Source organism: Pantoea sp. EKM103V (assembly GCF_011800365.1).
Lineage (GTDB): Bacteria > Pseudomonadota > Gammaproteobacteria > Enterobacterales > Enterobacteriaceae > Pantoea > Pantoea anthophila.
In genome coordinates this window covers 1-13,600 of record NZ_JAALFQ010000008.1, presented here as the reverse complement: position 1 = coordinate 13,600, position 13,600 = coordinate 1, and the positions used below count along the sequence as shown (strand labels likewise).

At 57.0% G+C, this 13,600-nt stretch carries 13 protein-coding genes; 10 read left to right on the top strand and 3 right to left on the bottom strand.

The features are described 5' to 3' along the window. Positions 1–239: 239 nt before the first annotated feature. On the bottom strand, positions 240–1,097 hold the full coding sequence (locus tag HFD97_RS15575; protein ID WP_150030430.1) for an SDR family oxidoreductase: 858 nt from the start codon (positions 1,095–1,097) through the stop codon (positions 240–242). A gap of 98 nt (positions 1,098–1,195) precedes the next feature. Here HFD97_RS15575 and HFD97_RS15570 point away from each other — a divergent pair, with 98 nt between their 5' ends. The 8 genes from HFD97_RS15570 to HFD97_RS15535 all read left to right on the top strand — a co-directional run bounded on the left by HFD97_RS15570 (position 1,196) and on the right by HFD97_RS15535 (position 8,269). After that, a complete protein-coding gene (locus tag HFD97_RS15570) occupies positions 1,196–1,576 on the top strand; it encodes a helix-turn-helix domain-containing protein (RefSeq protein ID WP_009087181.1) in 381 nt (126 codons plus the stop codon). A gap of 786 nt (positions 1,577–2,362) precedes the next feature. Then, entirely contained in the window at positions 2,363–3,775 is a 1,413-nt protein-coding gene (locus HFD97_RS15565; RefSeq protein WP_167432279.1) for a cytochrome ubiquinol oxidase subunit I, read from the top strand. 1 nt (position 3,776) lies between these two features. After that, positions 3,777–4,781, top strand: coding sequence for a cytochrome d ubiquinol oxidase subunit II (gene cydB / locus HFD97_RS15560; RefSeq protein ID WP_167432280.1), 1,005 nt, complete (start codon positions 3,777–3,779; stop codon positions 4,779–4,781). A gap of 19 nt (positions 4,782–4,800) precedes the next feature. Further along, entirely contained in the window at positions 4,801–4,965 is a 165-nt protein-coding gene (locus HFD97_RS15555; protein WP_370462026.1) for a DUF2474 domain-containing protein, read from the top strand. Positions 4,966–5,201: 236 nt separating this feature from the next. Continuing rightward, positions 5,202–6,071: a helix-turn-helix domain-containing protein gene (locus HFD97_RS15550; RefSeq protein ID WP_167432281.1), complete on the top strand. Its 870-nt coding sequence runs from the start codon at positions 5,202–5,204 to the stop codon at positions 6,069–6,071. 217 nt (positions 6,072–6,288) lie between these two features. Then, entirely contained in the window at positions 6,289–6,483 is a 195-nt protein-coding gene (locus HFD97_RS15545) for a hypothetical protein (RefSeq protein ID WP_033736052.1), read from the top strand. A 394-nt stretch (positions 6,484–6,877) separates the two neighbouring features. Beyond that, entirely contained in the window at positions 6,878–7,660 is a 783-nt protein-coding gene (locus HFD97_RS15540) for a siderophore-interacting protein (protein WP_167432282.1), read from the top strand. Between the two features lie 69 nt (positions 7,661–7,729). Next, complete coding sequence (locus HFD97_RS15535; protein ID WP_167432283.1) at positions 7,730–8,269, top strand: PadR family transcriptional regulator; 540 nt, start codon at positions 7,730–7,732, stop codon at positions 8,267–8,269. A gap of 10 nt (positions 8,270–8,279) precedes the next feature. Here HFD97_RS15535 and HFD97_RS15530 read toward each other — a convergent pair whose 3' ends face one another. Continuing rightward, a complete protein-coding gene (locus HFD97_RS15530) occupies positions 8,280–8,576 on the bottom strand; it encodes a SelT/SelW/SelH family protein (protein ID WP_009087166.1) in 297 nt (98 codons plus the stop codon). Positions 8,577–9,098: 522 nt separating this feature from the next. Between HFD97_RS15530 and HFD97_RS15525 the strand changes: the two genes are divergently transcribed. Next, the gene (locus tag HFD97_RS15525) at positions 9,099–9,596 is read left to right on the top strand and encodes a CinA family protein (protein ID WP_009087165.1); all 498 of its coding nucleotides are present in this window, start codon (positions 9,099–9,101) and stop codon (positions 9,594–9,596) included. A gap of 27 nt (positions 9,597–9,623) precedes the next feature. Here HFD97_RS15525 and HFD97_RS15520 read toward each other — a convergent pair whose 3' ends face one another. Beyond that, positions 9,624–10,607, bottom strand: coding sequence for an MDR family oxidoreductase (locus HFD97_RS15520; protein ID WP_154929140.1), 984 nt, complete (start codon positions 10,605–10,607; stop codon positions 9,624–9,626). Positions 10,608–11,169: 562 nt separating this feature from the next. Here HFD97_RS15520 and HFD97_RS15515 point away from each other — a divergent pair. After that, complete coding sequence (locus tag HFD97_RS15515) at positions 11,170–13,323, top strand: ornithine decarboxylase (protein ID WP_167432284.1); 2,154 nt, start codon at positions 11,170–11,172, stop codon at positions 13,321–13,323. Positions 13,324–13,600 lie beyond the last annotated feature (277 nt).

Below are 13,600 nucleotides of genomic sequence, written 5' to 3'. Positions count from 1 at the left end.
GGTTTTTGAATAAATTCCAGACAATTCAACCAAATATGCTGCTGTTCACAAAAAACGCATTTCAGATGAATCTCTTAGGTAACTAAAGAAAAAAATTTAAGCTGAAGAAAACAGGCGTCTGTTTACATTTTGTAAAGAAACCAGAGGCCCTGGCAGGGTGCAAAAAGTGGCATACCCAACGGAAGAAGGACGGAAACGGGCAGGGAGCGGACCAGGCTGTCCGCTCCCTGCCATCAACATTACTGTTTCGCCAGCGTCGCGGCAATCACCGCCTGCCAGGTGGTCGTCGGGCGACCGATTAGCTGACTCAGCTGGCGGGAATCATCAAACAGGCCGCCTTTCTCTGCGCCGGCGTCGGAATCTGCCAGCATCTCCGCCAGGCCGTCTGGCAGACCGGCATTTTTCAGCGCTGCGGCGAAGTCACTCTGTGAAAGATTGACGTAATCGACCTTCTCGCCGCTCTGGGCGGCAATCTCCGCAGCGAACTGCGCCAGGGTGTAGCTCTCATCACCGGCCAGTTCGTAGACCTTACCGGCCTGATCGTTACGGATCATGACTTCTGCCGCCGCTTCCGCATAGTCCTGACGGGCTGCCGAGGCGATACGGCCTTCGCCTGCCGCACCGATAAAAGCGTGGTGCGCCAGCGATGGAGGAATGCTGGCAGCATAGTTCTCGCTGTACCAGCCGTTGCGCAGCAGCGCAAAGGGAATACCAGAGGCCTGCAGCAGCGCCTCGGTCGCGCGGTGCTCAACCGCTAACCCCAGCGGTGAGCTGTCGGCATGTAACAGACTGGTGTAAGCGATAAAACCCACACCCACCGCCTGCGCCGCCTCAATAACGGCTTTGTGCTGCGCTTCACGCTGGCCCACTTCACTGCCGGAGATCAGCAGCAGCTTATCCACGCCCGAAAACGCGGCCCTGAGGGTCTCTGGCTTACTGTAGTCAGCCTCACGGACAGTGACACCCTGCGCCGCAAGATCCGCCGCTCTGGCGGGCGTACGCACCGCAGCGATGATCTCTCCCGCCGGGACTTTTTTCAGTAAGGCATCGATCACGAACCGGCCCAGCTGGCCGGTAGCTCCTGTTACGGCAATCATGTTATCTCTCCTGTGACGGTTGGTGAAAATCAGACTACGGGATAGACTAATTTTTAGTAAGTACTTACAGAATTGTTAGTTTGAACGGAGCGAAGTAAATGTCTGAAAAACTGAGTGAAAGATTTAGCCGGGGTGAGCTGCTTAACGTTAACTGCCCGTCCCGTGACGTGCTGAAGCGCGTGACCAGCCGCTGGAGTGTACTGATCCTGTTAGCGCTGCAGGGTCAGACGCTGCGCTTCAGCGCGCTGCGCCGGACGGTGGGGGGCGTCAGTGAGCGGATGCTGGCGCAGAACCTGCGCTATCTGGAAGAGGATGGCTTCGTGCAGCGTATCGCCTATGACGTGGTGCCGCCGCATGTGGAATATTGCCTGACTCCGCTGGGTCGCGAAGTCGGTGAGCAGGTTGTCGGGCTGGCTGACTGGCTGGAGCTGAACGTGAGCCGGATTCTGGCGCAGCGCGAAAAATCCGCCGCAGAGTAGTTCCCCTCTGTTTTCCGGCCTCCGTCTCCACGCGACGACTCACTCTTCAGGCGCTCGCGCAGTTCTCCGGCTGCATCCGCTGTGACAGATTCTCTTCGATGCCAAAACGGCAGAGCGCAACGGCGGCACAAATAACCCCAGCGGCCCGTTGCCGCTTATTAAACCGTTTTTTCTCGCGCGGGTCCGGAATAATCGTCGGCCTGCGTGTGACGTTTAATTCAGCTTTGCTTTTTGACTCATTTTATTAACATTTACAGCTGCGCTTAAATCGCTTTCCTCCCGGTTTTTCTATGCGGTTTTAATGACGGTATTAGCAGGGTTATGCGAAAAAGCAAACAAAGCGGCAGAGATAAAAGCTTGCGGTTTTAACCTGTTAAAAAACCAAGCGATTTAATTTTCCCTCTCTCATTTTTGACCTTTCCCTGAGTGGGGTTTATAACAAAATAGTGTCTGAAAACAGGCTGTTGAAGACCTTTTTCATGCAGGCCTGACTCAGGACAGTCTCTCTTTTTACGGATGGTGTTACTGTAACATTAGCGACACATAAGTGCGCTTAAATTAACCTTTAAGCCTTATTTTTAAATAAGTAATTCCTGCTAAAAACAATGATCAGAATCAACAAATACTGTTATAGTTTTCATTCATCCCACTGTTTCTGTTTCCGCGTCGCAAATAGTTTTAAATTTGCGGCGGGAATTTCAATAAGCGCAGAGAAACCCGCGCATCAGGCTTAAGTTGTTAATTATAAGTAAATACATGGTGTTCTATGTGGCAAAGAGGTAAGCAATGTTCGGATTAGATGCCTTTCATCTGGCCAGGATTCAGTTCGCATTTACTGTGTCCTTCCATATTATCTTTCCCGCCATCACCATCGGTCTCGCCAGTTTCCTGGCCGTACTCGAAGGTATGTGGCTCAAAACCCGCGAGCAGTCCTATCGCGATCTCTACCATTTCTGGTCCAAAATCTTTGCCGTTAACTTCGGTATGGGTGTGGTCTCAGGGCTGGTTATGGCGTATCAGTTCGGGACTAACTGGAGTGGCTTCTCGGCTTTTGCCGGGAGTATTACCGGCCCGCTGCTGACCTATGAGGTGCTGACGGCGTTCTTCCTGGAAGCGGGTTTCCTGGGCGTAATGTTGTTTGGCTGGAATCGCGTGGGGCCGGGTCTGCACTTCTTTGCCACCTGTATGGTTGCCCTCGGAACACTGATTTCGACCTTCTGGATCCTCGCCTCTAACAGCTGGATGCATACGCCGCAGGGCTACATCATTCAGAATGGCATCGTGATTCCGCAGGACTGGTTCAAAATCGTCTTTAACCCCTCATTCCCTTACCGGCTGTTCCATATGTCGGTGGCGGCATTCCTCGCGAGCGCGTTTTTCGTGGGATCGTCGGCGGCCTGGCATCTGCTGAAGGGCAACAACAATCCGGCTATCCGCCGTATGTTCTCGATGGCGCTGTGGATGGCACTGATTGTCGCGCCGATTCAGGCGATGATCGGTGATGCGCACGGCCTGAACACGCTGGAACATCAGCCTGCTAAAATTGCAGCGATTGAAGGGCACTGGGAAAACCCGCCGGGTGAAGCCACGCCGCTGATTCTGTTCGGTATTCCCGATATGGAGCAGGAGCGGACGAAGTATGCGCTGGAGGTGCCGTACCTTGGCAGCCTGATCCTGACGCACAGCCTGGACAAGCAGGTTCCGGCGCTGAAGTCGTTCCCGAAAGAGGACCGTCCCAACTCAACCGTCATTTTCTGGTCCTTCCGCGTGATGGTGGCGCTGGGCCTGCTGATGATTACGCTGGGCGTGGTCAGCCTCTGGCTGCGTTTCAAAGGACGTCTCTATGAGTCGCGTCCTTTCCTGTGGTTTGCGCTGCTGATGGGGCCATCGGGTCTGATTGCGATTCTGGCTGGCTGGTTCACCACCGAAATTGGTCGTCAGCCGTGGGTGGTTTATGGCGTGCAGCGCACCATCGATGCGGTGTCGGCGCATGGTGACATTCATATGAGCATCAGTCTGCTGGCCTTTATTCTGGTCTACAGCTCGGTGTTCGGGGTGGGCTACCACTACATGATGCGTCTGATTAAGCAGGGACCGGTTACTGGCGAAGGTCATATCACCGAAGAGGGTGGACCCGGTCAGAAGAAAACGCCGGCGCGTCCGCTTTCGGCTGCCACCTTTAAGGATGGAGACCACTAAGATGATCGATTTTTCTATTATCTGGTTTGTGATTATCGTCTTCGCAACCCTGATGTATATCGTGATGGATGGCTTTGACCTGGGTATCGGTCTGCTCTTCCCGTTCAATAAAGATGCCGGTGAGCGTGACATGATGGTGAATACCGTCGCGCCGGTCTGGGATGGTAATGAAACCTGGCTGGTGCTGGGCGGGGCAGGCCTCTACGGCGCGTTCCCGCTGGCCTACGCGGTAATTGCCGATGCGCTGACCATCCCGCTGACCGCTATGCTGATTGGTCTGATTTTCCGCGGCGTCGCCTTTGAATTCCGCTTCAAGGCGGTCGAAGGTCATCGCGCCTTCTGGGACAAATCATTTATTGCCGGTTCGATCATCGCTACCTTCAGTCAGGGTGTGGCCGTGGGCGCGTTGCTGGATGGCATTCCGGTTGAGGGACGCCGTTTCGCCGGTTCCGCCATGGACTGGCTGGCACCTTTCCCGCTGTTCTGCGGCGTCGGTCTGGTAGTGGCCTACGCGCTGCTGGGCTGCACCTGGCTCATCATGAAGACCGAAAATGAGCTGCACCGCAAAATGTCCGCGCTGGCGACACCGCTGGTCATCACCCTGTTAGTGGTTATCGGGATTGTCAGCCTGTGGACGCCGTTTGCCCATGGCGACATCGCGCATCGCTGGTTCAGTAAGCCAAACCTCTTCCTGTTCCTGCCGGTTCCGGTGCTGGTGCTGCTCTGCTCGTGGGGCATTGTGCGCGCCATCAAACGTGAAGCGCACTATTCGCCGTTCCTGCTGACGCTGGCGCTGATCTTCCTGGGCTTCTCCGGGCTGGGCATCAGCATCTGGCCAAACATTATTCCACCGTCAGTGACCATCTGGGCCGCCGCAGCACCGCCACAGAGTCAGGCCTTTATGCTGGTGGGTAGCCTGCTGATCATCCCGATGATCCTGGGCTACACCTTCTGGAGCTACTACGTGTTCCGTGGAAAAATCAAAGCAGACGCAGGATATCATTGATATGAAAAGTCTCAGCAGCATGAAAAACCACAACGAAACGAAAGCTGACAATGACGCGAAAGCGCCCTGGTGGAAGCGCGTTATGTGGCTGGTGTTTATCTATGCCGCCAGCGTACTGGCGCTGGGTGTTGTTGCCTCTCTGTTCCGGATGATGATGACGGCGGCGGGGATGCGCAGCCATTAATTGTCCCGGTAACGGCGGTGGGTGCTGCTAACGCGCAGGCTCAGTGCGGCGCAGATTTTTTTAATCATCAGGAGGCTGGCGTGAGTCAGCCTTTTTTAGTTAGTAACCTAAGCAATTAATGCGAAATCGCCCCGCACGGGCGTGTTCGCTTTACCCTTTCCTTACACCGATTCGCGATTTTTGTTATTCTTTTGTAACGAAATTCTCAGTCTTAACCCGCGTCGTAAATCGCCATCATGCTCAGCCAGGCCATCAAAAAACAGCACATTCACGATTTAGTCGAATGGATAGAAGCCAATCTTACCGACGACCTCAATATCGATCAGATCACCCTGAAATCGGGCTACTCCAAATGGCACATGCAGCGCATGTTCAAGGAGATGACCGGACAGACGCTGGCTGCCTATACCCGCAAACGGCGTCTGACAATGGCCGCCATGGCGCTCCGGCTGACGCGCATGACGCTTATTGATATCGCCGTTCGCTTTGGCTTCGATAACCAGCAAAACTTCACCCGCGTTTTCAAAGGGCACTTCTCGCTGACACCCGGCGCGTTTCGCCGTTTTCCTCATCTGCCGGTTAAAAACTTTCACGGCCGTATACTGGCGCGTTCGCTGGATGAGCGCGCGACGCTGGTGGAGCGCGAGGAAGCACTGCCTCTCTGCGGCGAGACGCTGGAGTGGGAGTGTCAGTTCGGTAATTACATCGCCGACCGCGAACACCGGGTAGCCGACCAGGCGCGGCAGCTGGTGGCGCTGGCGGGCAGTCATGTGAAGCAGGGGTGGTTAGGCTTTCAGTACGGACCCGGCCACAGCTCGGCTGACCAGCAGAATATCAGCCTGTTTCAGGCGCTGGAGCCGCAGCATGCGGCGCTGCTGGGCGAGCATGCTGTCAGCTGGTGTGAAGAGCGGGGCCTCTATGCGCGCATCCGCTGGAGCGGCAGGCCAGAGCAGCTGACGCGTTTTATTGAAGATATCTACTATCAGCATCTGCCCGGACTGGGCGTGTCACGCCGTCAGGGCAAAGATCTGCTGAGTCTCGATTTTACGCAATGTCAGCCCGACTGGCTGAGCGGCGTTTTTTCCATTCCGGTCACCCGGGCGTAGTCAGTGGAGCAGGGCACACTGCCAGCGGCGTGCCGGATGCATCTTTCGTGCGGTGAACCGTGATAAACCGCACGATTTTATAAAATAACTCCCCGTTCTGGCGTAAAATTCTCCTCCGAAACCCTGCCGTACCTTAATCATCGTGCATTTGTAGCAGGGCTGGAATAATCATCTGCATTTCAGGCCGTTCACGGCCAGAACATAAACGAAGACACCTATGCGACGCTTAATAATCTCACTGATTCTGGCATTGCCCGTTATGGCAATGGCACAACAGGCTGAACCCTTCTCTCCGCCAGCCGGACTGCATCCGCACTCTCAGAGCGCCGGTCATGAAATTGTGGGTGATGGTGAGCTGCCGGAACAGAACAGCAGTAATCACTGCTTCTCCGGATTCGGCGATACCCTGTAACTGTGAATGCGCGGCCAGCCCCGGCGGCGCAGACGTTGCCCGGCTCATCAGGAGCCGGACAGCCTGACCCCTTTCTGTTCACATCCGCTTTTCTCTGATTTGCCGCTGCCGCGTCTGACGCTTCGTTTCCGGGCCGTCTCTGCTGCGCGTCCGGCGAGGCCTGCTCTGCGGCTGACCTTTGTTCTTAACGCCTTCCCGCTCTCTGTTTAATCCAGGGCCTGCACTCATCGCGTCGGTATAAAATATATCTTAAACCGTCGGATCGCATTTTTCGTCATTGTGCTCAAGATATATCATCGCTTATCTTCTGGCTTCAGATGAGAATGATTGTTATTAACTAATCATCGCCAACCCTTTGAATAACGGGTATCTGTCCCGTTCCAGGAGAGACATTTTGCCAGCATCAACGAATTCGCGCGTGCCGCAGCGCGTCCGAAACGAACTGCGTTTCCGTCATATTCAGGTCGAAAGTAAAACTCAGATTGCCGGGCACTTCTGGCGCATCCGCTTCAGTGGCAGCGATCTGGCGGGCTTTACCTCACCTGGCTTCGATGACCATATCAAGGTTTTCTTCCCGACGGCAGAAGGGGCCGAACTGGCGCTGCCGCAGATCACCGATGGAGCGATTGTCTGGCCCGAGGGCGAGCGTCCACCGGCCCGCGACTACACGCCGCTGGAATTTGATGGCGAGTCGTCACTGACGCTCGACTTCTATATTCATCAGCAGGGTGTCGCCAGTGACTGGGCAACTCTGGCGAAGCCGGGCGACCGCTTAGTGATCGGCGGGCCACGCGGTTCGCTGGTGGTGCCGACCGATTACGCCTTCCAGCTCTATGTCTGCGACGAAACCGGGCTGCCCGCTTTTTCACGTCGTCAGCGCGACGCCCGGGCGCAGGCCCTGCATCTCTACGCCTTTACCGATGAGGTAACGGGCCGTGACTACCTGCCGGACACCACCGGCGTGACGCTGAACTGGCTCGGCAGCGGTCAGATGCAGACCGCGCAGCTCAGCCAGCTGATTGCCCGGCTGGATCAGGTAACATTCCCAGCGGAGGATTACTTTATCTGGCTGACCGGTGAAGGTGAGTTTGTGAAGGCGCTCTGCGACTACTTCACGATGCAGCGCGGCATCAACAGTGACTTCGTGCGGGCGGTGGCCTACTGGCACCAGAAGTAACCGGCGCTGACAATTGAGTTTTGCCTGGCGGCAGACTACCATCACGCTCCTTTTTTCGCAGGCCAGACTATGAAACAGCACACTACGCCCTTTTCCGCTGACGACCCGAGTGCCCGCACAGGCGGTTGTGGCGGGCGGCGAAAACGCCGTGAAAAAATGCTGGAAGCGAGTGAGATTCGTCTGCTGATGCTGCACTTTCTGTCGCAGCATGCGGCGCACGGTTATGAGCTGATTAAGTCGGTTGAGGAGCTGTCAAAAGGGGAGTACACCCCCAGCCCGGGGATCATCTATCCCAACCTGACGCTGCTGGAGGAGATGGAGGCGATTGAGGTACTGGATGCTCAGGCCGCGCGCAAAGCGTATCGCCTGACGGCGGCCGGTAAGGCGCTGCTGGCAGATAACCGCGAAACGGTCTCCCGCCTGATCACGCGTCTCTCCACGCTGGCGATTCTGGTCAACAATCGCAGCATTCCCGCCGTCGAGCAGGCGATTTACGGACTGAAAGTCGCCCTGAACCAGCGGCTGGCGCAGGAAGATATCTCTGATGCCGCGTTGCAGACGCTGATTGCGGCCCTGCACGACGCGGCAGAGAAAATTACTCACAGCTGAGCCGGATAGCTTAGCCGATCTCCGTTTTGTTTTTATCGATGTGACCCAGCGTGCGATCCGGGAAACAGATGTCGCGCACCCGCTGTTTCAGCGTGGTCGCATCAGGAAAGCCACCATCCCGCTTACGTTCCCACAGCAGATGCTCATCCAGCATGATCTCAAACACACCGCCGGTGCCGGGTTTCAGCGTTACCTCCGCCAGATCCTCAGCAAAGGTATGCAGAAGTTCCTGTGCCATCCACGCTGACCGCATCAGCCAGTTGCATTGCATACAGTAGTGAATAACTACCACAGGTTTTTGCGCCATAACTCTCTTCCTTACGTATTGATAAATGCCAGTGCATTCAGGTTAAAAAAGTGTGCGCTGTGGTTGTTTATGAACTCATAAAGCTATTTAAAACAGTAGTTTAATTCCATCTTCTCGGGTCAGAGTCTCGCTCAGTGTGCTGTTCTGCTTTTTTGCGGCTTTTATGCAGCGCCGTCTTTGTCATGTCAGCAAGCAAGTGAATACTAACAAGTAATCAAAGGATTCGCTGCTCTGTTACCTCATTTTTGGCGAGGGAGATAACGACGCTGGCGTAGCAGGTGCTCATCCGCGCCGCTATTTATCGCGGCTCTGAGAGACATCACGACAGGAATAAACACCGATTTACGAAGGCTGCTGCACTACTCTCATCCTGTTTCGCTGAAGGACGCTTTGATCAACTGAACGCCTGGTTTTCTGATCGGCAATCTGACCGTTTCGCTTTAAAAACATTGCCTTGCGTCTATTTGTTCACGGATTTTGCGCTATACCTGGAGTTCCGGACTGACGATTAAGGAAACCATAATGGCAAAATCATTAGCGCAAACGGCTGAACAACTGGGCACACTTTTACTCTCTTCCGGACTGCATCTGGCGACCGCCGAATCCTGTACCGCCGGGCTCATCAGCATGACGCTGGCGGCGGTGGAAAGCAGCGGTGACTTCTACACCAGTGGATTCGTGACCTACAGCGATAATGCCAAAATCCGTCTGCTGGGTGTGCATCCCGCCACGCTGAAACAGCACACGGCGGTAAGCGAACAGACGGCGCGTGAGATGGTTCAGGGGGCCTGCGCACGCTCGGGTGAGCCGGTGGGATTGTCGATTACCGGCTATGCCGGGCCGGATGGCGGTGAAGATGGCACCCCGGCAGGCACCATCTGGTTTGGCTGGGTCCTGCCCGACGGCCGGGATGAGGCGGAGTGCCACCAGTTCAGTGGCGATCCGAAATCGGTGATGGAGCAGGGCACGCAGTTCGCGCTGGAGGGGCTTATCAGACGGTTGCAGCAAAGCACGCTCTGAAGGCGCGAAACGCGCCTTCAGAAGCCGTCAGCGGCAGTCGACAATCAGCCGGCCCTGCACTTTTCCGTCCAGCAGATCCTGCGCGCCCTGTTTCGCCTCACTCAGCGGGATGACCCGGCTCAGCCGGCTGAGCCGTTCGCCATCCAGCAGCTCACCCAGCCGCTGCCACGCCTGCTGGCGAAGTGGTGTCGGGCAGAGCACGCTGTCCACACCGGCAAGCGTGACGCCGCGCAGAATAAAGGGGGCGACGCTGGCAGGCAGGTCGAGACCCTGCGCCATACCGCAGGCGGCTACCGCGCCGTCCCGCCGGGTGGCGGCCAGCACGTTCGCCAGGGTATGGCTGCCCACGCTGTCTATCGCGGCAGCCCAGCGCTCTTTTGCCAGCGGCTTGCCTGGCTGCGACAGCTCATCACGATCGATTACTGAGGCCGCCCCCAGGGTGTCGATCAGGTAGGCATGGTCGCTGGCGCGTCCGCTGGAGGCGATAACCTCATATCCCAGACGCGCCAGCAGGCTGACGCTGTAGCTGCCGACGCCGCCGCTGGCACCCGTCACCAGCACCGGCCCGTGGTCAGGCGTGATGCCCTGTTTCTCCAGCGCCATCACACAGAGCATCGCGGTCAGTCCCGCCGTGCCCATTGCCATCGTCTGTAGCGGAGTGAGAGAGGCGGGCACGCGCACCAGCCAGTCGCCGCTGACGCTGGCCTTCTGTGCCAGGCCGCCCCACTGTTTTTCGCCCACACCCCAGCCTGTCAGCAGCGCCATATCTCCCTCTTTCCAGTCGGGATGGCGGCTGGCGGTGACCCGGCCCACAAAGTCGATACCCGGCACCATCGGGAACTGGCGCACAATCGGGCCTTTGTTGCAGATAGCCAGGGCATCTTTATAGTTCAGGGATGAGTAGCTGACGTCGAGTGTGACATCGTGGTCGGGCAGTTGCGATTCGGGGAGATCTTTGAGCAGGGCGCGGTAACCCTGCTCGTCATTTTCAATGATCAGTGCCTTGAACATGCATCCTCCAGGAGTGTGACAGTGAGGATGAGTGTACGCCCGGCAGAGGCAATGCGGTAGGGCAAGGGGCAGGCCAGGGGGCAGTGAATCCCGCTAACGCGCATCGTCAGCCGTCGATCGCACTCTGCATAAATCTGCATATATTTCATATAATTAATCGTGCTGTTAATTTTAATCTGTAAATTATCCATTAAAAACAGGATGTTATATTTTTTGTCGCCTGCCGGATAATTGCCTGGCTCGGGTTGTCCACGTAAAAAAAAGATGACATCATGACCGCCACTTTTTGGCCCTGTTTATACATCACAGAGGACGTCGCCATGTCCGGTTCACCGCGCACCCGCCCGGATTACCGTTCGCTCTTTCCGGCGCGCACCGGTTTTTCCTCTTTCCTGAACACGCTGCGGTTCTCCATGCGGTGAGGCCAGCCTGGCAGCGGCCGGTTATCTGCACTTCAACGGCTGCACAATGCCTTCTGACGGTTTTCACTGACATTCTTCGCCGGGGCGCTGTCCCCATGATTGTGCCACTGGCACCTCCTCCCTGCCGTTAGGGACGCTTTATGACTCCACTGAAAATTGCTGCCAGCGCCGCTGTGGCGCCCAGTCTGACTCTGAACACCGCGCGCGATGTGGTGACGCTGGATAACACCGACTTTACCGATGTCGCGGCGGTTGTCGTCTCGCTGGCGGATACCCGCAGCGGCATACTGACACTGCTGCGTCATACCGGGTTCGACCTGCCGGTATTTGTCGCCAACGCCTTTGAAGAGGAGGTGATGCACCTGCCCGGCGTCAGCGGGGAGCTGAATGGCGATCCGCAGGAGTGGATTGCGCTGGAGGCGGCCGCGCAGGCCTATGAAGCGGCGCTGCTGCCGCCCTTTTTTGAGACGCTCTCCCGCTATGTTGATATGCAGAACAGTACCTTTGCCTGCCCCGGTCATCAGGGCGGCGCGTTCTTCAGGAAACATCCGGCGGGTAAACAGTTCTATGACTTCTATGGCGAAAATGTTTTTCGCTCGGATATGTGTAATGCCGACGTCAAACTGGGCGATCTGATGATCCACGAAGGATCGGCTAAAGATGCACAAAAGTATGCGGCAAAGGTGTTTAACGCCGACAAAACCTACTTTGTGCTCAACGGCACTTCAAGCGCCAATAAAGTGGTGACCAATGCGCTGCTGACCCGGGGCGATCTGGTGCTGTTTGATCGCAACAACCATAAGTCGAACCACCATGGCGCGCTGATCCAGGCGGGGGCCACGCCGGTTTATCTGGAGGCGGCACGCAATCCTTTCGGCTTTATTGGCGGCATTGATGCGCACTGCTTTGATGAGGCCTATCTGCGCGAGCAGATCGCGGCGGTTGCGCCCCAGCGCGCAGAAGAGGCGCGGCCTTTCCGTCTGGCGATCATCCAGCTGGGCACCTACGACGGCACGGTCTACAACGCGCGTCAGGTGGTGGATCGCATCGGTCATCTGTGTGATTACATCCTGTTTGATTCCGCATGGCTCGGCTATGAGCAGTTTATCCCGCTGATGGAAGGCTGTTCGCCGCTGACGTTAGAACTGAACGAGAACGATCCCGGCATTTTTGTCACGCAGTCGGTGCACAAGCAGCTGGCGGGTTTTTCACAGACCTCGCAGATCCACAAAAAAGACAATCACATTCGCGGACAGCGCCGCTTCTGCCCGCACAAACGGCTGAATAACGCCTTTATGCTGCACGCTTCGACCAGTCCGTTTTATCCGCTGTTTGCCGCGCTGGATATTAACGCCCGGATGCATCAGGGCGAGGCGGGGCGTCGCCTGTGGGATGAGTGCGTCACGCTGGGGATCGATGCGCGTAAAGCGATCCTGGAGCGTTGCGAAATGATCCTGCCGTTTGTGCCGGAGCGCGTGGCCGGGCAGCGCTGGCAGGATACGCCCACGGAGACGATCGCCCGCGATCTGCGCTACTTCAGCTTCGAACCACAGGAAAAGTGGCACGGTTTTGCCGGTTATGCGCGCGATCAGTATCGGGTCGATCCCTGCAAGCTGCTGCTGACCACGCCGGGGATCGATGCCGCCAGCGGGGAGTACAGTGATTTCGGTATCCCGGCGACGATTCTGGCGAACTATCTGCGCGAAAACGGCATTGTGCCGGAGAAGTGCGACCTCAACTCGATCCTGTTCCTGCTGACGCCAGCAGAGAGCCCGGAGAAGATGGCGAATCTGGTGGCGATGCTGGCGCAGTTCGAGCAGCACGTCAGGGATGATGCGCCGCTGGCCGAAGTGCTGCCGACGATCTACCGTAAAAATGCGCAACGCTATGCCGGTTACACTCTGCGTCGCCTCTGTCAGGAGATGCACGATCTTTACGTCAGTCACAACGTGAAGGATCTGCAGCGTCTGATGTTCCGCGCCGCGGAGTTCCCGCCGGTCAGGGTGAATCCGCAGGATGCCCATCAGGCGTATATTCGCGGTGAGGTCGAGCTGGTGCCGATAGCCGAGGCCGCAGGACGGATTGCCGCCGAGGGCGCACTCCCTTATCCGCCGGGTGTGCTCTGCGTGGTGCCGGGAGAGATCTGGGGCGGCGCGGTGCAGCGCTATTTCCTGGCCCTGGAAGAGGGGCTGAACCTGCTGCCAGGTTTCTCGCCAGAGCTGCAGGGCGTTTACACCGAAGAGGATGAGCAGGGACGTAAATATCTGGTGGCCAATATGATGGTGAGGGGATAGTTTCGCTGCGCGAAGGGGCTGGATTAGCAGCAGGCTGGCACTGAGAGGGGTTCGCCTGCCAGGCGTGAGGGAGTTATTACCTGGCGGTGGGCTGGCTCTAGAGGGGTTTGCCTGCCAGGCGGTGGGCTGGCACTGAGAAGGTTTCGCCCGCCAGGCGTGAGGGAGTTTCAGCCTGCCCGTGCAGGCGGACGCGTCAAGGGGCGGACGCCCGCCCCTTAACAATCCCGGCGTCCGGCAGCCTCCGCGCCCCGCGTTGCGGGGTGCCTTCGTCACGCCC